We start from the raw sequence: 21,594 nt of genomic DNA, 5'->3' as shown, positions 1-21,594 counted from the left end.
TTAATTTTCCTTTTTTGCCTGGCCGACATTTTTGAACACTTTTGCACTTCGAACGTATTCGTTATCCCGCACACCGGCACGTGAATTGACAACACGAGACGCCGCGAATAAATAATCGGAAAGGCGGTTCAAATAGCGCTGGACCACCATCGGAAAATCTTCGCCTGATTTCATCAATGTAACGGTCTGTCGTTCTGCGCGCCGCGTAATTGTGCGTGCGATATGAAGCGTCGCCGCTGCAGGCGAACCACCCGGCAGGATAAAGCGTTCCAGTAAAGGCGGTTCTTCCACTAACTCATCGATGCGCTTTTCCAGAACTTCCACAGGTGTTTCCGTCATTTTATATTGCGGCTTGTTGCGGACATCCGCCAAATCGCCGCCGCAATCGAATAATTCATTTTGGATGGCTTCCAGATCCACCAACAAATCCGCATATTTTTCAGGTTCGAGTTCGGTCATCGCTTTGCCGATGAAAGAATTGACTTCGTCGATCGTGCCGTATGCTTCAATGCGCGGCGAATCTTTATCTGCCCGCGCACCGATTAAACCTGTCTGCCCTTTATCTCCTGTTTTTGTGTAAATTTTCATTTTGATCCGCCCCTTTAATTGTTTGTGGAATACCGTACCAAATGCGTGTAATTTGTTCCGCCTGTGCAAACAGATATTGATAGAGCCTGCCGATGACATCCCGCATTTCACGCTCCAGCGCAGTTGCCGGAACAATACCGCGGTTCATATCGGTCAAAACCCAAAAATGATCCTGCTGCATCTCAGCCACAGCTTTTTTCACTTGTACGAGGATCCGTTCTTCATTGACGCCTCGGCCAAGCTGCTCTTTTACCCAAAGTTCCAAACCAGCTATTACGATGAAGCCATTCCCATTTTCCGTTTCCGGCAGACGGCCTTCATGCCAGGAAACATCCATTCCAGCTAAACGCTCTTTTACGTATTGACGTTTGCCGTTAAAGGCGCCGCCGAATATGATGTGCATATTGCTCTCTCCTCAAACGCTTTCCGGCTGCTCCATACAAGTGTATGGCAATCACCATGCAACGCAATTTGCTCCTGAAACTCCTGTCCACGCGCACATGCCAGCATGTAACGGAGCGGTCCGCCGTGCATGATAATCGTAAATTCATTTCCTTCCGGAAGGCGTCCAAAAGCTTTATCGACCCGCTCCGCCAATTTACTGAAACTTTCGCCTCCCGGCGGGGAAAGCTTCCCCGGATTATCTATCCAGTTACGATAACGTTGTTCATTTTTCAGTTCTTCATAAGTTTTCATTTCCCAATCGCCGAAATGGCATTCGCGGAAATCCGGGTCAGCTGTGTAATTAGCATACGGAAACAGCTTTTCAGCTGTCTGCCGGCAGCGCTGCAAATCGCTGCCCCATACTTTCTTCGTTCTGAAATCCGCCACCGCTTCGAACGGCAAAACCGGTTCGTCGGTCCAACCGATATACTGTTTTTTCAAATTGCCAGCGGTTGGCGCGTGGCGAATCAAATGAATAATAAAAGCATCGTCCATAACAGCAGCTCCGTTCCTTCCACATAAGCGCCGAACAAATCGCCTGTGACGCCTCCGAAATTTTTCCGGCACCACTGCCGGTAAATAACAGAAAAAATTGCAGCAGCAATCAATAAAGCTCCAGTTATCTGCCACCCCATCAGGAAGACCATTGCCGTCGCAACAATCAAAAGCCAGATCGAAGCGGCTCCTGCAATTCGTTTTCTGTCAGCCGACTTTTGAAAATAAGCGGCAAGCCCTGTATTTTTTGCGGAAGCGGTTGAGCTGAAAAGCAGCATCAAACCGATTTTTGAAACAATCGGGATAAAAACGATGGTCCATAACGAAATGTTCATAGCCATTTCACTGATGACAATGACTTTACCGATCATAAAAAGAATCAACACCATTGTACCAAATGCGCCAATCCGCGGATCCCCCATGATTTCAAGGCGTTTTTCCCTGTCCTGATAGGAAAAATAAGCGTCTCCGACATCAGCCAGCCCATCCAAATGGAGGCCGCCGGTCAAAATGATGCTTCCTGCAACTATTACAAAAGCCATGAGCAGCGAACTGACATCTGTTGTTTCCCTGATTAACAGCGTTGCAGAAGCGAGCACACTGCCAAATAACAGTCCGAGCAATGGCAACACGGCATACATCGCCGTCAGCTGTGCTTTTTCCATCGGTAAATTTTTTTTAACGGGAATTACCGAGAAAAACTGCAATGCCAGCAACAAACCAACTGTTAAGTTCCTGCTCATCAGCTTTCCCCCAGTAACTGTTCGACTTTTTGCCAATCGATATGTTTTTTCACATGCTGCGCCCATCTATCAAAGCGATCATATTCGATTACTGAATCAGGAATCGGCAATCCCTTCGCAATCCGGATAGGCTCCAGAAAAGCTGAGCGGAACTCAGCTGAATCAAATAATCCGTGAAGATGCGTACCGAGTATCCGGTTGTGCAAATAGCCTTCATTGCCATCAGGGTATTCGATCAGCGGCCACTGTGAAGATTGAACGCGGGCGCTGTGGATCTCATAGCCGGTTACAGCCGTTTTCCGGCCAGTAAGCACAGTTTTACCGGTTCGTCGCTCTACCCATTTCTCTTCCGCAAACTCAATTCTCATTCCTGCAATCAATCCGAATCCGCTTTCTTCTTCTGCAATGGTTCCATCGTAACCTGATGGATCAGCCAGAGTTTCCGCCAGCATCTGAAAACCGCCGCATAAGCCGACAATCCAAATATTTCCTTTTAAAGATTCGAGCTTTTCCTGCAGACCCTGCTGTTTCCAGAAACGCAGGTCTGCAATGGTGCTTTTCGTTCCGGGTAAGATCAAAATATCGGGAACGCCGATGTCTTCTATTGAATCTGCCCAAATGATTGAGACATCCGGTTCCAGTAAAAACGGTTCGATATCCGTAAAATTTGATAAATAAGGATGTTTGCAGACGACAATCCGAATAGGGGCATCGTTTTTGATTTTTGCGAGTTCCCTGATCCCCAGCGAATCTTCCTGGCCGATTTCATGTTTTGACAGATAAGGGATAACTCCGAGCACCGGCAAACCCGTATAATTTTCCAGAAATTCAATGCCATTTTCAAATAAATCGATGTCGCCTCTGAATTTATTAATCAGAATGCCTTTGATCCGTTCAGGATTCGGAACCAAAGCCAGCGTCCCGATTATAGAAGCGAATACACCGCCGCGTTCGATATCAGCCACCAAAATAACCGGAACATCCGCCAATTCTGCAACTTTCATATTTACTAAATCCCGATCGTTCAAGTTAACTTCCGCCGGGCTTCCTGCCCCTTCGATGACAAGGTGGCTGTAGTTTTTCTCCAATTCAGCCAGGGCTTTTTCGATTGCGGCCAAGCCCTGCCCGTAAAATTCGTCCCGGTATTTCATGCCGTCCATCGCTTTCAGTTTTTTGCCGAACAACACGACTTGGGATTTCATGTCATTTTCCGGTTTTAAGAGAATCGGATTCATTTCCACCTTGGCGACTGTTCTTGCAGCCTCCGCTTGAATCCCTTGGGAACGGCCAATTTCTTCACCCAACACCGTTACATAGGAGTTATTTGACATGTTCTGTGATTTAAACGGTGCCACCGAATAGCCCTGATCCGACAATATTCGGCAGAAAGCTGTACAGATCATACTTTTCCCGACATCCGAAGACGTTCCTTGAATCATTACTCCTCGCATCTCTTCACTTCCTTCTGAACGCCATGCCGTTCTCCATTTCAAAAGCCTGGTCCGCTTGCTTCACAAGCCAGATATGGATACGTCCAAGCCAGCGCATGTACAGATCATCCCGGACAAAATCATCCAGCACTTCGTTCGAAACGACTGTCAAAAATTCAGCCGTGTCCAGAAGCTTCAGCAAAGTGTCCTGCAGCTGGATCCATTTCTGTTCCATGCATCCTGGAATTTCCGAACACATTTCATTGCGCTCCCAGCCTTCATATAATTCGTTCGCCAGCCAGGTGGTTACACAATCCCATAGCACCGCGTCTTTTTTTAGAATATACGGCAATACTTCTTCCATACGGACTGGCTGTTCGATTGTATGCCAGCCGTCCATTTCACGGTCTTTGCGGTGGCGCTCAATGCGCTCCGTCATTTCGGGATCGCCGGCGCGTCCACTCGCCAGATAGATTTTTCGCTGCGCGGAAAAATCGCGGACCAGCGATTCGGCATAGGCACTTTTTCCGCTGCGCACTCCGCCGCTGATGAAGATCAATTTTGCGCGAGCCATTCGGCCATCTCCTTTCGAAGACGCTGCATCGCTGTGTCCGCTTTCATGCCTATGCGGAACCAGCGTCCATCCATGCCCTTAAATGAATAGGTGTGACGCAAGACGATTCCTTTTTTCAGCATATCCTGAAAAAAAAGATCCGGATCTTTGCCTGCCGGCAAACAGAATGAAAGGAAATTGGCTCTGGAATCTGTGAAGCGGCAATTTTTTTCTGCCAGGAACTGCATCATGTTCCTTCGTTCTTCACTGGCAGCTTGCCTGATGGTTTCGCGATAATCTTTTAATGGAAAACAGCGGGATCCGATTGAAGCAGACAAAGCGTTGACATTCCAGTGGGCTGCGCCTTCGATTAATTCTTCTATAATTCGAGGTGCTGCCATTACATAGCCCAAGCGCAAACCGGCGATTGCGTACATCTTTGTCATTGAACGGACAATGATAACATGCGGGCAGGAAGACAAATGTTCAGTAAATGATGCTTCCTCATCGATAAAATCGACAAAAGCTTCATCTATGACCAATTCACACTTTGCGTCAGCGCAGTGATCCGCGATTTCTTTCAGTTTTTCTGCTGTCAATAAAAGCCCGGTAGGATTATGCGGATTGCAAATGTACAAAGCCTCGCAGCCGCTTAAGTGTGAATTGATTCCAGCAGCAGTCATTTGCCAGTCACTGTCGGAAGATAATTGAATTTCTCTGATGACTGCATTTTCTGCTTCCAAAGTTTTGCGGTACTCGGAAAACGCCGGTTCCAGGAGCGCCACTTGTTTTCCGCGATAGCGTCTGGCAAGCCAAGTGAACACTTCGGCAGCACCGTTTGCAGCAGCGAGCTGATTTTTCTCTATTTGATGGTAGACAGCTGCCGCGGTTCGGAACGGTTCAGCGTCCGGGTCAGGATATGTATTCAATAATGTATAAAATCCGGCCCAATTTTCTTCTATAAATGCAGGCGGACCAAATGGATGGATATTTTCACTGAAATCCAGGAAGTTTTCAGGTGGCTCAATCCCTGCCTGTTTATAAAGAATCAATGGATTGGCACCGTGATTAGGCAAACTCAATTATTATTCCCCCTATCGCAAATAAGATGAAAAATCCCCATGCCGCAATTTGCATATGGACCACCGTTTCTCTGATATGGTCTGCTTCAAGTTTATAAACCGGTGTGCCCATATATGCCCTGAAAGAAGAAACTCCTCCGTAGGAATTTTCGCCCCCCAGCTGAATCCCGAGTTGCACAGCAGTTGCCGCTTCCAGCCAGCCGCTGTTCGGGCTCGGATGCTTCGGGGCATATTGAATCCACTCTTTTATCCGTTCCAGCATCGTCAGTTTTCGTTTATTCACTGTCAGCAGCAAGATCAGCAATCCTGTGATCCGGCTCGGAATAAGATTCAGCACATCATCCAGGCGGGCAGATGCAAAGCCGAATTGCCGAAATTGCTCATTTTTATAACCTACTATCGAATCGCATGTATTGACCGCTTTATAGATCCATAATCCGGGAGCTCCCAGCAAAAACGCCCAGAATAACGGTGCCGTCACGCCATCACTGATATTTTCTGACACGGTTTCCACCACACCGCGAGTAATTTCACTTTCGTCCAGATGCTGCGTATCCCGGCCAACAATCCATGACAGCTTTTGACGTGCTTCTGGCAGATTTTTATCCAGCAGAGGTTTATAAACTTCTTCGGCAGCAATCTGCAAACTTTTTTGTGCCAAACCTGTGGCAATCAAAATTGCCTCTATTGCAACGCCGAAAACGGGATGGGTCGAATAGGCAAGGAATACGGCACCTGAAACGGCCACAAAAACAATGACGATCAGTGACCCTACTAACAGGAAGCCATTCCGAAAAGCATGAGGACCTTTATTTAATAATTGGGTCACTTTATAAATATAATTCCCGATCCAGCGAACAGGATGCGGCCAATGCGGCGGATCACCGATCAAACGATCCAGCAATAAACCAAGCGTAATCGCCAGTAAATGGAAAATCATGCCTTCTTTGCCTCCCGATAAAGTTTGATGCCCTCCACTGTACATTCAAATACGCCAAGGCCGATCAATTTACCGATTTCTGTTACAGGACCCGCATAAGGCAAATATTCACCCTGCTGTGTTGAGGCCACAAGACAACTGTCCGTTGAAGTTCCTGTTGCAATTGTACCAGTCAAAGGATCCAATACCTGCTCCTGTTGCAAAGCTTTTGTTTTTGCTTCAGTCGCTGTAATCATCGCCTGGATAAAAGCTTCATCAGACAAAGACCCATTCACCATGATCCAGGTATTGATCGTGCCGACATGCATAGCCCGCTCAACCGCTTTGGACACATCAACTCCATTGCCTACACCGGCTGTAACTGCAATGACGATGGTTCCAAAAGGACCTTCATATTCTTTCACAATGGCGTGCCGGGTTTGCACTGCTGTCATCATGCCTACTGTATCGGTTGATTTTAAACCATTTTTTTCAATAAATGCCTTCATTTCCTCAAGGCTGTTATCGATATTATAAGCAGCATCAACATGGCGGTTCATGAAATTTCGGAACCAGCCTGCGCCCGGATTCACTATTGCAGAAGAAACAGTTTTTAATGGAATGCTGCTTTTGAATAAAACCATTTCCGCAGAAACAGAAAATTCTTCTGCTCTGATTTGTGTCATGGAGATATTTCTTTTTACATTGGGCAGCAAAGTGATTTGCGGCTTCGGCAATTCCGGGTGCGGGTGATTGCTGACCCTGGTTTTGTACACAGTCTCCACGTAATGCTCTTTGACCACTTCATGCGGTTCCCCGATACGGAAGACTTTTCCTTTATCCAGCAGTAATAATTTATCACAGTACATGGAAGCCAGATTAATATCATGAAAAATCGAAACGATGGTTAAGTCTTTTTCAATAGCCTGCTTCTTGATGGTATCAAGTAATTCTTTTTGGTGATTGATATCCAAATGGTTCGTCGGTTCATCAAGCAATAAAATCGAAGCGTTTTGTGCAAGTGCCTGAGCTACAAAAACCCGTTGCTGTTCCCCGCCCGACAATTGATCAATTTGCGTCTTTTCGTAATGGCTGATATCCATCAGCTCCATCGCTTCAACAACTGCCCGTTCATCTTCTTCCGACCAGGAGGAAAACCAGCCGCTTTGATGGGGATATCTTCCAAGTGATACCGTTTCACGGACAGTATGCGAAAAAGCATGGACATGAAGCTGAGGGAGAACCGCCATTTTTCTGGCAAGCTCCTTCGGCGGGAAGTCAGTAATTTTTTTTCCATCAATCGATACTATTCCATTTTCAAAAGGCAATACCCCGCTCATGAGCTTCATCAGCGTCGATTTCCCGCTGCCATTTGGACCGAGTATTCCGAGTACTGTGCCTCTTTCCACTTCGAAAGAAACATCTTCAATAATTTTCTTCTCTCCATAACCGCCTGACAAATTCCTAATTTCAAGCATTTGCTGTTCCTCCCTTGCGTTGGCGGAAAAATATAAAGGCAAATACAGGGGCTCCTATAAATGCTGTAATTACCCCTATCGGCAATTCAGTCGGCGAAATAATCGTTCTCGCTACAAGATCACAGACGATTAATAACGCCGCCCCATTGATAAATGATAAAGGGAGTAAATGGCGATGATCAGACCCCCATACTAGTCGCGTCATATGCGGTACGACCAATCCGACGAATCCGATCGTACCGGACACCGCAACTGCTGCTCCGGTCAGCACCGAGCCGCCGATCAATATTGACCACTTTCTTTTTTTCACATCCACACCAAGATGCTGCGCACGTTCTTCACCGAAAAGCATAGCATTCAATTCCCGCCGGTTCAGCCACAGAACGAAAGAGCCGACGAGAATAAAAGGCAGAGCCATCTGAACATACGGCCATCCCCGCATCGAAACACTGCCGAGCAGCCAGCCGATAATCTGTCTTAATTCCTCTCCGGTTAAAGCAATCATCAGCGAAATGACAGATCCCAGAAACGAACTGAAGATGATGCCTGTTAAAATGACAGTCTCCATTTTCATCGACCGGTCAACCAATCGGGCAAAACCCATAACCAAAATCATGGTCAGTAACGCACCGATCATACTCATTACAGGAAGCGTGAAAGAACCGAGAAAAGGGATCGAAATGCCGAAAAAGAGTGTCATCACGGCGCCGACAGAGGCACCGGAAGACACTCCCAAAGTGTAAGGATCGGCCAACGGGTTTTTCAAAAGACCCTGGAATGCTGCTCCTGCTATTGCAAGAGCCGCACCGACAAGACCTGCCAGAACCACACGCGGCATCCGGATATTCCAAAGGATATTGGCTGCTGCTTCATCCGATGCCGGATTCCATAAAACGACAGGTGAAATCGAAACCGTGCCGATCGTTACACCCAGCACAATCGCTCCGCTTAAAAGCGACAGAGAAACGATATATGCCAGAACATTTTTACTCACTGAAGACCTCCGGGTAAACGGCGCGTGCCAATTCAAGCAAGCCCACTGTCAACCGTGGACCCGAGCGCGTTACTGCATCCGAATCGACACTGTAGACAGCATCTTCCTGAACCGCTGTAACTTCTGCAAACCCGCTTCGCGTTTTGATCAATTCTTCAGCATTCTCGATATAGCCGCCTTCAGTAGTCACAATCACATCAGGATTGGCTGCTACAACAGCTTCCGGATCCATGCTGACCCAGCCTTCCTGATCGCCTGCTATATTTTCAGCGTTGATGATTTGCAGCATTTCATCCATGAAAGTTCCTGAGCCAGTTGTAAAAATCTCAGGGTCGCTTCCAACTTCCACAAAAACAGCTTTGGTTTCTTCTACATTGCTTGCCTGTTCTGTGATTTCTTCAACCTGCACTTCCATTTGTTCCACCAGTGCATCCGCTTCATCAGTGGCTCCTGTAGCTTGGCCGATGACAGTGATTGTGTCATACACTTGATCGAAACTTTCTGCATTTTCGACAACGAATACTGTAAGTCCCGCGTCCGTGAGCTGTTCAAGCCCTTCTGTCCCCATTCCAAGACCGGATTCATGAGCAAATACAATATCCGGCTGTAAACTGATTATTTTTTCAACGTTGAATTCCTGGCCGCCGATTTTTTCCACATCCGCAGTTTCTTCAGGATAGTTGTCGAAATCGGATACACCCACGATTTTGTCGCCCAATCCCAGTTCATAGGCAATTTCTGTATTGGAAGGAATCATTGATACAATCGCTTCCGGTTCTTCTTCAATTACCACCTCTGTGCCCATAGCATCAGTCAATGTCACAGGAAACTCGGCTTCCGCCACTTCCGTCGGCGGTTCTGCCGGTGTTTCGATTTCCTGTTCTTCGGTTGCCGTGTTTTCTCCACCGCAGCCAGCCATCAATACTGCTGCCAAACTTGCACTTAACCCGAATTTCCAAAACTTCTTCATTATGTATTCCTCCAATTCCATATTTGCGGTTCAGCAATGATCCAGCGGAGGGGGTATCCGCCAGTCGCTGCTCAGATAAATAAAAAGACCCCCCACAATACTTGCGGGAGGTCTGAAAGGACGCCATAAAAAGACATGCGCATCCAGCCTGTCCTCGCAAGCTTATGGGTGTTCCATAAAGGCAGGTCTCCTGGCTCGTGATCATTGCATTCTGCACCTTCCCGGATTTTATTCCAGTGGCATTCGACAGACAGCTCACACTTACAGTGGCGGGACCGCGCCGGATTCGAACCGGCTTCCCTTTTAACTCATGTTCTTAGACATAAGCACCTTTATGATTGATATTCAATTTTATTATCCTATTTCATTATACAGAAAATTTTCTGAATGTCTCTTACATTTTTTCCGGTGCAGAAACACCGACAGTTTTGAGTGCGTTGGCAAGTGTCGTCTTCACTGCGGTGATCAACGCAAGACGTGCCCGGGTCATGTCTTCATTCGATGCATCCAAAACCTTATTGGCGTTATAGAAACTGTGGAACTGGGAAGCCAGTTCCTGGATGTAAGTCGTCACACGATGCGGCGCGCGCTGTTTCGCAGCGTCCGCGATGACCTGAGGGAAATCGCCGACTTTTTTCAGCACATCAATTTCTTTTTCAGTCGCCAATAATTCAAGGCGCTCTGTTGAAGCCGTGAATCCTTGCTCTTCTGCCTGACGCAGAATCGAAGCGATGCGGGCATGGCCGTATTGCGCATAATAAACCGGGTTTTCGTTTGATTGCGATACCGCCAGATCCAGGTCGAAATCCATATGCGAATCGCCTGAACGCATGGCGAAGAAATAACGGACAGCGTCAAGGCCAACCAGCTCAACCAATTCACGCATCGTCACCGCTTTACCGGTACGTTTGCTCATTTTCATCTTTTCGCCGTCTTTATACAATTGAACCATCTGTATAATGCTCACTTCAAGCGTGTCACGGTCATAGCCAAGCGCTTCGATCGCAGCTTTCATACGCGGGATATAGCCATGGTGATCGGCTCCCCACACGTTGATCAGTTTTTCGAAACCGCGTGAAATCTTATCTTCATGATAAGCGATATCCGGCATCAAGTATGTGTATGATCCGTCGTTCTTGATCAGCACGCGGTCTTTGTCGTCGCCGAATGTCGTCGAACGGAACCAGGTTGCTCCGCCTTCTTCGAAAATATGGCCATTGTCACGCAGTTTTTGCAATGCCACGTCAATCTTGCCATTTTCATATAAGGAAGTTTCCGAGAACCAGACATCGAATTCAACGCGGAAATCAGCCAAATCCTTCTGCAGTTTCGCAAGTTCCACTTTCAGACCGTGTTTGCGGAATTCTGCGTAACGCTCTTCGTGTGTCACGTTCAGGAATTTGTCCCCGTGCTCCGCAACGAGTGCTTTTGCGATATCAATGATATCCTGGCCACGGTAGCCGTCTTCCGGCATGCTGTCACCTTTTCCAAGCTCCTCAAAATAACGCGCTTCAATCGACAGCGCCAAGTTATTGATCTGATTGCCGGCATCGTTGATGTAATATTCACGGGACACATCATAACCCGCAAGATCAAGCACGTTACACAGCGAATCACCGACGGACGAACCGCGCGCGTGCCCCAGGTGAAGGTCTCCTGTCGGATTTGCGGAAACAAACTCGACCTGGATTTTCTCACCGGCGCCAGCATTCGTGCGGCCATATTCTTCTTTCTGTTCCAAAACTGTTTTCACAACGTCCAGCAGGTAATCTTTTTTGATCGTGATATTAATAAAACCAGGACCCGCGATTTCGATTTTCTCGATATTCGCTGATTCCTTGTCAATATTGGAAACGATCGCTTCAGCAATCAATTTCGGCGCTTTTTTTGCAACGCGCGTTAATTGCATAGCAATATTCGTCGCATAATCACCGTTCGCTTTATCTTTCGGTGATTCCAGATGGACTTCCACCGGATCCGCAGTCAATTCTGCTTTTTCTACCGCTTCCGCTATCGCCAATTTAATGGCATGCTCAACTTTCTCAACTGCATTCATTTTTTAGCCTCCATAAATTGAATTTCCATTTCATATTCGCCGACATGTTCAGCACCCAGTGCCATATCATAACGGACTTTAAAATGACTGCCGCTCACCGACAACTCGTGTGCGGTCGTTGTAAGCATGAACGACCCCTGCGCGTTTGTCAGGTTCCCCGTCTGTTCTTTATGCAATAAAAACGGCAGCCTCATCTGAAGCCCACCGCTTCTCATGATCACTGCTTCTTCTTCATTGAATTTCACAATAGTCCGGATTTCAAGTTCATCCTGCTGCTCCTGGTATTTAAGATAACGGCGATTATTTTTTTCCGTCAGCGTACCGCGGGATTGCAGCTTCATCACTTGCTCTTCCATATCCGGCTGGCGGATGGTTGTCGTCAGGCTAATATTCACTGATTTTTCCATAATTACCGCCTCCCCGTTTGTTGATAACCTTTATATTATAGCCTGAGTAATCGGCTTTTTTCAATTAAGTTTCAATTTCGACATAAATGAAAAGCAGCTAATCTCTTTTCTGGGGATAAGCTATTTGCGCCGGCGAAATGTTTATCGTCGATTCTGAAACATTTATCGTCGATTCTTTCCGGTTTATCATCGATTTTCAAGCGTTTATCGTCGATTCTTAACCGTTTATCGTCGATTCCAAATAAAACAGAAAAACAGCCGGCCGCGAATATGCCGGCCGGCTCGTAAATTGATTTGTGTTCGTGTCTAGATTTCGCTTTTCTTTATTTCACCCAACCCAGAATCATCTCACGGATCAGCTTGCTCGCCGTGTTCGCCGTCTGATCGGAATGGTCGTATACAGGTGCCAGCTCGACGAGGTCGAATCCGACCACATTTACACCCGATGCCGCGATGGCATGGATGGAAGCGAGCAGCTCACGCGATGTGATGCCGCCTGCATCGACTGTGCCTGTACCCGGTGCATGCGCCGGATCGAGAACGTCCATATCGATCGTCACGTAGACATTACGTCCCGCAAGCGTCGGCAAGATTTCCTTCAACGGCTCCAGCACTTCGAATTTCGAAATGTGCATGCCTTGCTCTTTTGCCCACGCGAATTCTTCTTTCATGCCGGAACGGATGCCGAATGAAAAGACATTCGCCGGTCCGATGTGATCCGCGATTTTGCGGATCGGCGTCGAATGCGAATATTCTTCGCCTTCATAATGCTCACGGAGATCCGTGTGGGCATCGAAATGGATGATCGCCAAATCGTCATATTTGCTGGCCACTGCTCTCATGACCGGAAGTGACACCAAATGCTCGCCGCCCATGCCCATCGGAATTTTTCCGTCGGCAAGCAGCGTATGCACATAGGTTTCAATCTCCAGCAAGGATTTTTCCGGATTGCCGAATGGCAGCGGAATGTCGCCTGCATCAAAGAATTTCACTTCATCCAGTTCGCGGTCAAGATACGGGCTGTATTCTTCCAGGCCGATCGACACTTCACGGATTTTATTCGGGCCGAAACGGGAACCCGGACGGTAGCTTACTGTCCAGTCCATCGGCATGCCGTATAAAACCGCCTTCGATTCTTCATAATTCGGATGGCTTCCAATAAACACTTTGCCTGAATACGTTTCGTCGAATCTCATCTTTATTCGCCTGCCATATCTTTCACGAATTTCGGCAAAACGAATGCCGCGTTATGCAATTCTTTCGTGTAGTATCTCGTATCGATCTCGTGGAACCGCTCAGCAGGCACAGTCAACGGATCGTATTTCTTCGAACCGATCGTGAATGCCCACAGTCCGCTTGGGTAAGTGGGGATGTTCGCCAAATACAATTTCGTAATCGGGAAAATTTCCCGGACATCTTTTTGCACCTGCTCGATCAAATCCGCTTTGAACCACGGGTTGTCAGATTGCGCAACGAAAATGCCATCTTCTTTCAGTGCTCTTGAAATCCCGGCATAGAAGCCTTTCGTGAATAAATTCACAGCAGGTCCAACCGGTTCAGTCGAATCGACCATGATCACATCGTATTTGTTTTCAGATTCAGCGATATGCATGAAACCGTCGCCGACGATCACTTCGACACGTGCATCTTCAAGGCCGGATGCGATCGATGGAAGGAATTTCTTCGAGTACTCGATCACTTTGCCGTCGATATCGACAAGCGTCGCTCGTTTGACAGAAGGGTGCTTCAGCACTTCACGGATGACGCCGCCGTCACCGCCACCTACCACCAGTACATTTTCAGGGTTCGGGTGTGTGAATAATGGAACGTGCGCAACCATTTCATGGTAGACGAATTCGTCTTTCTCAGAAGTCATGACCATGCCGTCAAGAAACAGCATATTGCCCCATTCAGCGGTTTCTGCCATCTCCAGGTATTGAAATTCCGTTTGTTCCGTGTGAAGGGTCTTATTGATTTTCATCGTAATCCCGAAATTCTCAGTCTGCTTTTCTGTATACCAGAATCCTGCCATCTATAATCAAACTCCTTTTTCTTCCATAGTAGTAATCACTTAAAAAAGTATAAGTGATTTCGCTGAAAGTGCAATAACATTTTTCAGACAGTTTTCTTTACCCGCCTGCCATTCTTTTATGCGGAAAATAAAAAGGCTTTCTGCACAGAGAATATTTCCCTGCACAGAAAACCTTTTTATTCCTGTTTAGCGTTGCAAGTGACATGAGGCATTGGGCTTGGGTTTGTTCACAATCGCTCACGCCACTTGCTCGCCGACAGGTGTCCTAGCTTTCTATTTAAAAGCTGTACCCCTAGTGTACTGCGTTTCCCCTGTAACTTCAACTGCCTGTTATACCCAAATTCAAAAGTCATAAATTGTACATACATGATTTAAAATTACCGTCATAAGCAAATTCCTATCATTCATTTCCTGAGATCGCATGACCGAATAACGAGGAAAGACATTATTTCAGACAAATATTTCTTCTCTAAAAAACTCCAGCCCTTTTCGGCTGGAGTTTTCTCTTCTTTATTATTTTCAAGCATCCAATTCGGTATGAAGCTGCTCTGCACTGTTCTTCCACATTTCAGGGTTGTGGCTGCGCAAGTATTCCGCAAGCACCCGCTTTGATGGTGCATCCATATTGTCGACCAGGATTCTGCGTTTCATCGATTTATCCATGCGGTTGACGTGATCCGCCAAAATCTTATAACCACGGCGTTTTTCGCGGTTGACGACCATTTCACAAGCCGTAACTCCAGCGTAATACGGGCCTTCCGGATTGAAATCGATGGTGATCCAGATCAGCCAGTAATCCTTGCCGCCTGCTGAGTCTTCAGGATTGGTCGTGAATTTGATGCCTCTTTCGACTTGGCTTCGTGCGTGCATGGCACCAATGTCGATGAAAGCTTCCTGTTCAGCCACATCGATGAACAGCGGCGAAACGTTTTCAAGAGACAGGGAGCCGATGCCGTAGCCTTTATGGCCATCGGTGGGATCGTCTTTTATGATGGTGAAACCCAGTTTTTGTTTTGGTTTTTCATTGTTCGACATGTGTACATTCCCTCCATTCTGCTATGATAAAGTGGAACCTAAAGAAAAGGAGCTGTGTCCATTATGCCATACGTAACCGTCAAAATGCTCGAAGGAAGAACGGAAGATCAAAAACGTGCGCTTGTCGAAAAAGTCACGGAAGCTGTTTCTGAAACAACCGGCGCCCCGGTCGAGAACGTTGTCGTATTCATCGAAGACATGAAGAAGTCTGATTACGGAACAAAGGGTAAGCTGTTTTCGGATCAATAAAGAAAAGCGACAACGGCCGTTCAGCTCCGAAAGTCATAAGACAGAACAGCGTAGCGGTCCCGACCGCGCAGCTGGGCTGGCTTATGAACCGAGGAGTTGGCCCGTTGGAGTCTGGACAATAGAAAAGCGACAACGGCTGTTCAGCTCCGACAGAGTTAAGATGAACTTCCAAAGCGGCGTTCTTTGCCGCACAGGAAGGACAGCTTAATTCCGAGGAGTTGGCCCGTTGGAGTCTGGACAAAAGAAAAGCGACAACGGCCGTTCAGCTCCGAAAGTCATAAGACAGAACAGCGTAGCGGTCCCGACCGCGCAGCTGGGCTGGCTTATGAACCGAGGAGTTGGCCCGTTGGAGTCTGGACAATAGAAAAGCGACAACGGCTGTTCAGCTCCGACAGAGTTAAGATGAACTTCCAAAGCGGCGTTCTTTGCCGCACAGGAAGGACAGCTTAATTCCGAGGAGTTGGCCCGTTGGAGTCTGGACAATAGAAAAGCGACAACGGCCGTTCAGCTCCGAAAGTCATAAGACAGAACAGCGTAGCGGTCCCGACCGCGCAGCTGGGCTGGCTTATGAACCGAGGAGTTGGCCCGTTGGAGTCTGGACAATAGAAAAGCGACAACGGCTGTTCAGCTCCGACAGAGTTAAGATGAACTTCCAAAGCGGCGTTCTTTGCCGCACAGGAAGGACAGCTTAATTCCGAGGAGTTGGCCCGTTGGAGTCTGGACAAAAGAAAAGCGACAACGGCCGTTCAGCTCCGAAAGTCATAAGACAGAACAGCGTAGCGGTCCCGACCGCGCAGCTGGGCTGGCTTATGAACCGAGGAGTTGGCCCGTTGGAGTCTGGACACCAAGAAAAGCACCACCACCCGAAAGCTTCCTCTCCGGAAGCTTTTTTCAATTCCTCAATTCTTCGATAAAAGCGTATGCCTCGTTGATTTCGTCCTGCGTGAAATTCAATTTGCCTTTGACGCTGTGCAGCTTTGCAATCTGTTCCGCCGGTGCCAGCTCATCGAAGAACAGCAGCGTTGCCGCCAGTTCCAGAAATCTAGCGCTTTTGCCGTTCAGCTTCGCAGCGTGCTCCGCGTTCTCCAGCACCGGTTTGCCCAGTGCGTTGCGGAACTCGAGCCCTTCATCCGTCACCGTATAGCGGTATTGCACATAGGAGCTTTTATCTTCTTTCTGTTCATGGATGAACCCCATATCACATAATTCTTCAATGCGTGCAGTCAATTCCTCTGAATACGGTCCGTAAATGTGGAATTCGTATTTCTCCTGAAACGGCACGCCGATTTTCTTCAGTATGTAAATCATCTTCTGCAATTTCTTCCGTCCGGTTACACCTTCCGCCGTGGAGATGAAATCCACTATTTTTGCGTGTTCCTGGAGCAATTAAACCCCTCCTTCTCTCAGCAGCTCAAGAATCTGCTGTTTGATTTCCTTCTTTTTTCCATCTATCAGTAATTCCGCCGGGAAATACAATTTATAATCGGTGCGGCGTTTGCCGGAAATGCCATCGACGATCTGCGACAAGCGCGACAATTCCTTGATGTCGCCGTTTGGCATGAGCAAGTGGATCGGCAGGCGCTCTTCCTCCTCGCCGGGCCGGTAAAAATCATAAGGCAGATCGGAAGTCGAATCGTCGATCAGATAATATTCCGGGTCGATGCCCGCTTTGTGGAATAATTGGGCGAGTTCACCCAGCTTCCTGTAATCTTTGCCCGGATCGAAATCGACATACTGGAACAGGCGGCGATTGACAAAACGGTCGCAGAGGTCCGACAGAATCGGATCGCGTTCGTCCATCCATAACTGGAAATACGTCATCAGCACGCCTTCATCCAGCGCCAGATATTCTTTCAATGTGAACGTCCTGTCGAAAAACGCCAGAAAATGTGTCGGCGGCTGCTCGAATTTATAACCGTGGCCGCTCAAATATTTGGCACGCTGCAGGATTTTCCGGAGGATCACTTCGGCACTGCGCGCAACCGGATGAAAATAAACCTGCCAGTACATCTGGTAGCGGCTCATAATATAGTCTTCCACCGCGTGCATGCCGCTCGATTTGATGACGACCTGGTCATCTACCGGACGCATGACGCGCAAAATCCGCTCCATATCAAAATGACCGTAAGACACACCTGTGTAATAGGCATCACGCTGCAGATAATCCATGCGGTCGGCATCGATCTGGCTCGATATCAATGAAACGACTTGTTTATTGGCATAGGTTTTGCCGATCACTTCCGCCACTTTCTTCGGAAAATCCGGCGCCACTTTCTGCAGGATACGGTTCACTTCCGTGTCGCCCTGCAGGATTTCACGGGTGAAATTTTCATGGTCGACATCGAATACTTTTTCAAATGAATGCGAAAATGGTCCATGTCCGAGGTCATGCAACAGCGCCGCACAAAGGACTACCAGACGTTCGCTTTCATCCCAATCAGGGCGGCTATGGAAGATATCATCCATAATACGGCGGACGATTTCATAAACGCCCAGTGAATGGTTGAAGCGGCTGTGCTCAGCTCCGTGAAACACCAGATAAGACGTACCGAGCTGCTTGATGCGCCGCAGCCGCTGAAATTCGCGGGCATTGATGAGGTCCCAGATGACCTGGTCGCGCACATGGATATATCGGTGAACCGGATCTTTGAACACTTTTTCTTCCGCTAATTTCTGTTTTGCATAGTCCACAGGCGCACCTCCAGAATTTTACTATTGTATGTCAGTTTACATCAGACCGCTTCAGCCTATCAAGTTGCGCGAAGCATTTTTGCATTGCGCTCCACGACCCGTTCCAAATAATAGCCATAACGTTCGGCTTCCTCAGGCTGCAGCGGCTTCAATTGCGGATTGTCGAGCAGATTATACAGATCGATGACCACTTCCGCGACAGTGATTTCTTTTTCAAGCAGTTCACTGAGGGATGCCATCGTCTCCGGTTTTATCGTCGGATAGGAGAATTTTGTTTCTTCATTCTGCAAGCCTGTTTCGTAAAAATCGCGGATCAGTTCGGCACGTTCCGAACCGCTGCCTTCGACGCATAAATAGACCTGCACGGCAATGCCTTTTCGGATGCGACGCTGTGATATGCCGGCGAATTTGCGCCCCCCGATGCTGAGGTCATAGGAACCCGGACAATAGGAGCCGACGATTTCGTAAGCATCGATCTCCGCTTCCGGAAACAGATTGCGCACCAGCTCCAGCATCATTTCATAGCCTTCCGGAATATCGATCGCACTTTCCTCTTCGGACACGACAACGGAAATGTTCAGGACGCCAGCATCGAGAACAACGGCGAGTCCACCGGAATTCCGGACGATCGGCGTGAAGCCTCTTTCTTTCAACAATTGATTCGCTTCGTCGATATGCGGCAGCCGGTGATCCTGGATGCCAAGCACTACCGTTTCGTCATGCACCCATGTGCGGATGGTGGGAATGCTTGCTCCGGAGCCAACCAACTCACACAGTAAATCGTCCGCCGCAAATGATTCCAGCGCGGATTTATTTTTGGCGCTGAGGGACTGGTCCCAGAAACGCCACTCATTCTGTTCGGTAAATAACGGCATGTTTTCTTCTCCTCTTCAAAGCGTTCGCTTGCTTTTCATTTTACCTTACGGCGTACTTCCTGAAAAGGAACGATGGTCATGGCAAATTGGTGACAGCCACCTCTTTTGAAGGAAGTTGGCGGGTGGGTATGATAAACTGGGTTATGAGAGATTTTCATTAGAAGGAGTGTTTATTAGATGAATGAAGCTGCAATTACATTAGATGGCTGGTACGTCCTCCACGATTTCCGTTCGATGGACTGGGTGTCCTGGAAAATGCTGACGGACGAAGAGCGCCAATTCGCAATCGACGAATATCAGGCATTCATGGACAAAGTCAACCAGGCCGATGAAAATAAAACCGGCGCACATGCCTTGTATTCAATCGTTGGCCAAAAAGCCGACTTGATGCTGATGTTGCTGCGCGAAACGATGGATGAGCTGAACGAGCTTGAAACGGAATACAATAAACTGACTTTAGTCGCTTACACGGTCCCGACTTACTCTTACGTTTCCGTAGTGGAACTTTCCAACTACCTGTCCGGCAAATCGGACGAAGATCCGTACCAGAACCCGCATGTGCGTGCACGTCTGTATCCGGAACTTCAGCGTTCGCAGTATATCTGCTTCTACCCGATGGACAAACGCCGCGACGGCGATGACAACTGGTATATGCTGCCGATGGACGAGCGCAAAGATCTGATGCTGTCACATGGTAAAATCGGCCGCAGCTACGCAGGCAAAGTGAAACAGATCATTTCCGGCTCTGTCGGTTTTGATGATTACGAGTGGGGCGTGACATTGTTCGCAGATGACGTTCTTCAGTTCAAGAAATTGATCTACGAAATGCGTTTTGACGAAGTCAGCGCGCGTTATGCAGAATTCGGGTCGTTTTATGTGGGCACACGCCTGGATAAAGAACGAATCGTCAAGTTCTTGGAAGTTTAATAGCCAATTCGATGAAAGCCGCCTTTTGGGCGGCTTTTCTTATTTGTGGGAGTTGAGAGGCGTCATTTTTAGTGGAAATATTATACATATAAAATTATCAGCACTTAGCTGTTTTACGACCGCAACTAAATTGCCGATTTCCGCAACAAACAGTGCAAACTCCGCAACAGAATTTATGCGATAAAAATTTCATCCATTTACCATCAATAACTTTCATCCTTCTTCTCCTGTCCAAACCCTTTTAATGCCTGCAGTCTGCTTCCGCAAACTGCTGGGTCCGTGAGCGGCTGGCCGCGCACGGACCACTGTTTTTTTTTACCAGTAATTTTTTCATTCATTCTATTCTCTTTCTTTTTAGGGACAGATTTTCCTGACCGCACCCCGCGAGGCGATTTCCGCACCTCAGCATCCATTTTCCGCACCTCAAACACAAATTTCCGCACCCAGTTTCTCCGGTGAATTATTTTGGATTTTATTCCCATGAACTCAGCCCTTATTAAATTTCCATCTGTGCTTTTTTCGCCATATTCAATTCACTATCTTCTGACAACTGGAGGGTATACTAAAAGAAAAACGGGGTGTTTGTATGCTTGTGATGCGACAGACAAATTATGCGAAATGGGCACTGGCTTTACTGTTCCTGGTGTTAATGAGCAATTTCCTGCTTTACCATTCCCCTTTATCCGCCATCGCCATACCTGAAGAAACATATTTCGTCGTCACCGGATCGCTTCTGGATCTGGCGCTGGTTGCGCCTTTGCTTGTTCTCGCCGCTTTCCGCCTGACGCTCAAACAATTCATCGGTTTTATAGCAGCCGGGTTCATCTTAGCGCGCCTGTTGATCCCTTCGCTTTACTTTGAGCCATTCGAAGTCTTTTTCTATGTAGGGCTTGGTCTGGAAGCTTTGATTTTATTCGCGGAAATTGCCTTGATTGGCCTGCTGGCCTGGCACGTCCCGAAAATCCGCCGGTCGATGAAACAGCAAGCAGGCAGTCCATTGTTTACGCTGATGCCGGCGGTTTATGAACGGGTCAGGCCGAATCCGATCATTACCGTCATTTTATCGGAGGCGCTGGCTTTCTATTACGCTTTTTTCACCTGGAAAAAGAAGCCTGAGGACAATGCTGAATCGATAAGCCTTCATAAAGAAACGAGTATTATCGCCTTCCATATCATGCTGATCCATGCCATCGTCATTGAGACGATTGGCATTCACTGGTGGCTCCACGATCAGTCGCCGGCACTGTCGGTTATCTTGTTGATCCTGAACATCTACTCTGTCATTTATTTCATCGGCGAAATGCAGGCCATCCGCTTGAACCCGCTGACAATAAAAGACGGCGTACTGAAGGTCTCGCTCGGATTAGGGAAAAGAATCAGAGTGCCTGTCGAGACAATCGAAGCTGTCCGCTGGGGCGAAAAAGCCGAAAAAGATGCCATTGAATTCGTGGCCAAAGATATTGAAAATCATGAACCTCAGCTTGTCATCGATTTCAAAACGCCACAGCTCGCGACATTGTTCTTCGGCAGAACCAAATCATTTTCGCAGATGGCATTGAAAGTCGATGACCCAGCAAAATTAAAGGGTTTGCTGGAAGCGAACGGTGTCTCATCCTGATTTTTCTC

Annotated in this window: 23 protein-coding genes and 1 riboswitch; of the genes, 3 read left to right on the top strand and 20 right to left on the bottom strand. The window is 47.7% G+C overall.

Annotated elements, in window-relative coordinates; genetic code table 11:
- From IQ294_RS00930 to IQ294_RS00855, 16 genes are all read right to left on the bottom strand, one after another.
- The gene (locus IQ294_RS00930) at window positions 1-588 is read right to left on the bottom strand and encodes a cob(I)yrinic acid a,c-diamide adenosyltransferase (RefSeq protein WP_203332140.1); all 588 of its coding nucleotides are present in this window, start codon (window positions 586-588) and stop codon (window positions 1-3) included.
- Complete coding sequence (locus IQ294_RS00925) at window positions 560-991, bottom strand: bifunctional adenosylcobinamide kinase/adenosylcobinamide-phosphate guanylyltransferase (protein WP_203332139.1); 432 nt, start codon at window positions 989-991, stop codon at window positions 560-562. Before IQ294_RS00925 ends, IQ294_RS00930 begins: the two co-directional genes overlap by 29 nt.
- Window positions 943-1,527 (bottom strand): histidine phosphatase family protein, encoded by a 585-nt coding sequence (locus IQ294_RS00920; protein WP_203332138.1) that lies wholly within the window; start codon window positions 1,525-1,527, stop codon window positions 943-945. Before IQ294_RS00920 ends, IQ294_RS00925 begins: the two co-directional genes overlap by 49 nt.
- On the bottom strand, window positions 1,500-2,270 hold the full coding sequence (gene cobS, locus IQ294_RS00915; protein ID WP_203332137.1) for an adenosylcobinamide-GDP ribazoletransferase: 771 nt from the start codon (window positions 2,268-2,270) through the stop codon (window positions 1,500-1,502). Before cobS ends, IQ294_RS00920 begins: the two co-directional genes overlap by 28 nt.
- Window positions 2,270-3,721, bottom strand: coding sequence for a cobyric acid synthase (locus IQ294_RS00910; RefSeq protein ID WP_203332136.1), 1,452 nt, complete (start codon window positions 3,719-3,721; stop codon window positions 2,270-2,272). Before IQ294_RS00910 ends, cobS begins: the two co-directional genes overlap by 1 nt.
- A gap of 4 nt (window positions 3,722-3,725) precedes the next feature.
- Window positions 3,726-4,274, bottom strand: a complete 549-nt coding sequence (locus IQ294_RS00905) for a bifunctional adenosylcobinamide kinase/adenosylcobinamide-phosphate guanylyltransferase (RefSeq protein ID WP_203332135.1) — start codon at window positions 4,272-4,274, stop codon at window positions 3,726-3,728.
- Window positions 4,256-5,335: a pyridoxal phosphate-dependent aminotransferase gene (locus IQ294_RS00900; RefSeq protein WP_203332134.1), complete on the bottom strand. Its 1,080-nt coding sequence runs from the start codon at window positions 5,333-5,335 to the stop codon at window positions 4,256-4,258. Before IQ294_RS00900 ends, IQ294_RS00905 begins: the two co-directional genes overlap by 19 nt.
- On the bottom strand, window positions 5,322-6,275 hold the full coding sequence (cbiB, locus tag IQ294_RS00895) for an adenosylcobinamide-phosphate synthase CbiB (RefSeq protein ID WP_203332133.1): 954 nt from the start codon (window positions 6,273-6,275) through the stop codon (window positions 5,322-5,324). Before cbiB ends, IQ294_RS00900 begins: the two co-directional genes overlap by 14 nt.
- Entirely contained in the window at window positions 6,272-7,732 is a 1,461-nt protein-coding gene (locus tag IQ294_RS00890; RefSeq protein WP_203332132.1) for an adenosylcobinamide amidohydrolase, read from the bottom strand. The genes cbiB and IQ294_RS00890 overlap by 4 nt, the downstream gene beginning before the upstream one ends.
- The gene (locus tag IQ294_RS00885; protein ID WP_203332131.1) at window positions 7,725-8,726 is read right to left on the bottom strand and encodes an iron chelate uptake ABC transporter family permease subunit; all 1,002 of its coding nucleotides are present in this window, start codon (window positions 8,724-8,726) and stop codon (window positions 7,725-7,727) included. The genes IQ294_RS00890 and IQ294_RS00885 overlap by 8 nt, the downstream gene beginning before the upstream one ends.
- The gene (locus IQ294_RS00880; RefSeq protein WP_203332130.1) at window positions 8,719-9,696 is read right to left on the bottom strand and encodes an ABC transporter substrate-binding protein; all 978 of its coding nucleotides are present in this window, start codon (window positions 9,694-9,696) and stop codon (window positions 8,719-8,721) included. Before IQ294_RS00880 ends, IQ294_RS00885 begins: the two co-directional genes overlap by 8 nt.
- Window positions 9,697-9,859: 163 nt before the next feature.
- Window positions 9,860-10,045, bottom strand: a riboswitch (cobalamin riboswitch).
- Window positions 10,046-10,090: 45 nt separating this feature from the next.
- Window positions 10,091-11,752 carry an arginine--tRNA ligase gene (argS, locus tag IQ294_RS00875; RefSeq protein ID WP_203332129.1) on the bottom strand — a complete coding sequence of 554 codons (1,662 nt, stop codon included), beginning with the start codon at window positions 11,750-11,752 and terminating at the stop codon, window positions 10,091-10,093.
- Window positions 11,749-12,159: a YwiB family protein gene (locus IQ294_RS00870; RefSeq protein WP_203332128.1), complete on the bottom strand. Its 411-nt coding sequence runs from the start codon at window positions 12,157-12,159 to the stop codon at window positions 11,749-11,751. The genes argS and IQ294_RS00870 overlap by 4 nt, the downstream gene beginning before the upstream one ends.
- 323 nt (window positions 12,160-12,482) lie before the next feature.
- A complete protein-coding gene (gene speB / locus IQ294_RS00865; protein ID WP_203332127.1) occupies window positions 12,483-13,355 on the bottom strand; it encodes an agmatinase in 873 nt (290 codons plus the stop codon).
- A gap of 2 nt (window positions 13,356-13,357) precedes the next feature.
- The gene (gene speE, locus IQ294_RS00860; protein WP_203332126.1) at window positions 13,358-14,191 is read right to left on the bottom strand and encodes a spermidine synthase; all 834 of its coding nucleotides are present in this window, start codon (window positions 14,189-14,191) and stop codon (window positions 13,358-13,360) included.
- A gap of 519 nt (window positions 14,192-14,710) precedes the next feature.
- Entirely contained in the window at window positions 14,711-15,226 is a 516-nt protein-coding gene (locus IQ294_RS00855; protein WP_203332125.1) for a YwhD family protein, read from the bottom strand.
- Window positions 15,227-15,289: 63 nt separating this feature from the next.
- Here IQ294_RS00855 and thmT point away from each other — a divergent pair, with 63 nt between their 5' ends.
- Window positions 15,290-15,475 (top strand): 2-hydroxymuconate tautomerase, encoded by a 186-nt coding sequence (gene thmT / locus IQ294_RS00850; protein ID WP_106532804.1) that lies wholly within the window; start codon window positions 15,290-15,292, stop codon window positions 15,473-15,475.
- 891 nt (window positions 15,476-16,366) lie between these two features.
- On the opposite strand, the gene IQ294_RS00845 is transcribed toward thmT, so the two are convergent.
- Genes IQ294_RS00845 through lipL form a run of 3 tightly spaced genes read right to left on the bottom strand, consistent with a single transcriptional unit; the run spans window position 16,367 to window position 19,041 of the window.
- Entirely contained in the window at window positions 16,367-16,861 is a 495-nt protein-coding gene (locus IQ294_RS00845) for a YwgA family protein (protein WP_203332124.1), read from the bottom strand.
- Entirely contained in the window at window positions 16,862-18,166 is a 1,305-nt protein-coding gene (locus IQ294_RS00840) for an HD domain-containing protein (RefSeq protein ID WP_203332123.1), read from the bottom strand.
- Window positions 18,167-18,225: 59 nt separating this feature from the next.
- Window positions 18,226-19,041 carry an octanoyl-[GcvH]:protein N-octanoyltransferase gene (lipL, locus tag IQ294_RS00835; RefSeq protein WP_203332122.1) on the bottom strand — a complete coding sequence of 272 codons (816 nt, stop codon included), beginning with the start codon at window positions 19,039-19,041 and terminating at the stop codon, window positions 18,226-18,228.
- Window positions 19,042-19,218: 177 nt separating this feature from the next.
- Between lipL and hemQ the strand changes: the two genes are divergently transcribed.
- Window positions 19,219-19,968, top strand: coding sequence for a hydrogen peroxide-dependent heme synthase (gene hemQ, locus IQ294_RS00830; RefSeq protein ID WP_203332121.1), 750 nt, complete (start codon window positions 19,219-19,221; stop codon window positions 19,966-19,968).
- A gap of 203 nt (window positions 19,969-20,171) precedes the next feature.
- On the opposite strand, the gene IQ294_RS00825 is transcribed toward hemQ, so the two are convergent.
- Window positions 20,172-20,381 (bottom strand): hypothetical protein, encoded by a 210-nt coding sequence (locus IQ294_RS00825; protein ID WP_203332120.1) that lies wholly within the window; start codon window positions 20,379-20,381, stop codon window positions 20,172-20,174.
- Between the two features lie 173 nt (window positions 20,382-20,554).
- On the opposite strand from IQ294_RS00825, the gene IQ294_RS00820 reads away from it, so the two are divergent.
- Window positions 20,555-21,586 (top strand): beta-carotene 15,15'-monooxygenase, encoded by a 1,032-nt coding sequence (locus IQ294_RS00820; RefSeq protein ID WP_203332119.1) that lies wholly within the window; start codon window positions 20,555-20,557, stop codon window positions 21,584-21,586.
- Window positions 21,587-21,594: the final 8 nt, after the last annotated feature.

Source organism: Planococcus beigongshangi, from assembly GCF_016820495.1.
In the GTDB taxonomy this organism is placed as follows: Bacteria; Bacillota; Bacilli; order Bacillales_A; family Planococcaceae; genus Planococcus; species Planococcus beigongshangi.
This window is presented reverse-complemented; position numbering and strand designations above follow the sequence as displayed.

Coding starts and splice junctions, on each gene's coding strand:
- speE (WP_203332126.1), bottom strand. CDS start 14,191: ATGGCAGGATTCTGGTATACAGAAAAGCAGACTGAGAATTTCGGGATT.
- cbiB (WP_203332133.1), bottom strand. CDS start 6,275: ATGATTTTCCATTTACTGGCGATTACGCTTGGTTTATTGCTGGATCGT.
- IQ294_RS00870 (WP_203332128.1), bottom strand. CDS start 12,159: ATGGAAAAATCAGTGAATATTAGCCTGACGACAACCATCCGCCAGCCG.
- cobS (WP_203332137.1), bottom strand. CDS start 2,270: ATGAGCAGGAACTTAACAGTTGGTTTGTTGCTGGCATTGCAGTTTTTC.
- speB (WP_203332127.1), bottom strand. CDS start 13,355: ATGAGATTCGACGAAACGTATTCAGGCAAAGTGTTTATTGGAAGCCAT.
- IQ294_RS00930 (WP_203332140.1), bottom strand. CDS start 588: ATGAAAATTTACACAAAAACAGGAGATAAAGGGCAGACAGGTTTAATC.
- thmT (WP_106532804.1), top strand. CDS start 15,290: ATGCCATACGTAACCGTCAAAATGCTCGAAGGAAGAACGGAAGATCAA.
- IQ294_RS00825 (WP_203332120.1), bottom strand. CDS start 20,381: ATGGATGCTGAGGTGCGGAAATCGCCTCGCGGGGTGCGGTCAGGAAAA.
- argS (WP_203332129.1), bottom strand. CDS start 11,752: ATGAATGCAGTTGAGAAAGTTGAGCATGCCATTAAATTGGCGATAGCG.
- IQ294_RS00880 (WP_203332130.1), bottom strand. CDS start 9,696: ATGAAGAAGTTTTGGAAATTCGGGTTAAGTGCAAGTTTGGCAGCAGTA.
- IQ294_RS00905 (WP_203332135.1), bottom strand. CDS start 4,274: ATGGCTCGCGCAAAATTGATCTTCATCAGCGGCGGAGTGCGCAGCGGA.
- IQ294_RS00920 (WP_203332138.1), bottom strand. CDS start 1,527: ATGGACGATGCTTTTATTATTCATTTGATTCGCCACGCGCCAACCGCT.
- IQ294_RS00925 (WP_203332139.1), bottom strand. CDS start 991: ATGCACATCATATTCGGCGGCGCCTTTAACGGCAAACGTCAATACGTA.
- IQ294_RS00855 (WP_203332125.1), bottom strand. CDS start 15,226: ATGTCGAACAATGAAAAACCAAAACAAAAACTGGGTTTCACCATCATA.
- IQ294_RS00910 (WP_203332136.1), bottom strand. CDS start 3,721: ATGCGAGGAGTAATGATTCAAGGAACGTCTTCGGATGTCGGGAAAAGT.
- IQ294_RS00890 (WP_203332132.1), bottom strand. CDS start 7,732: ATGCTTGAAATTAGGAATTTGTCAGGCGGTTATGGAGAGAAGAAAATT.
- hemQ (WP_203332121.1), top strand. CDS start 19,219: ATGAATGAAGCTGCAATTACATTAGATGGCTGGTACGTCCTCCACGAT.
- IQ294_RS00820 (WP_203332119.1), top strand. CDS start 20,555: ATGCTTGTGATGCGACAGACAAATTATGCGAAATGGGCACTGGCTTTA.
- lipL (WP_203332122.1), bottom strand. CDS start 19,041: ATGCCGTTATTTACCGAACAGAATGAGTGGCGTTTCTGGGACCAGTCC.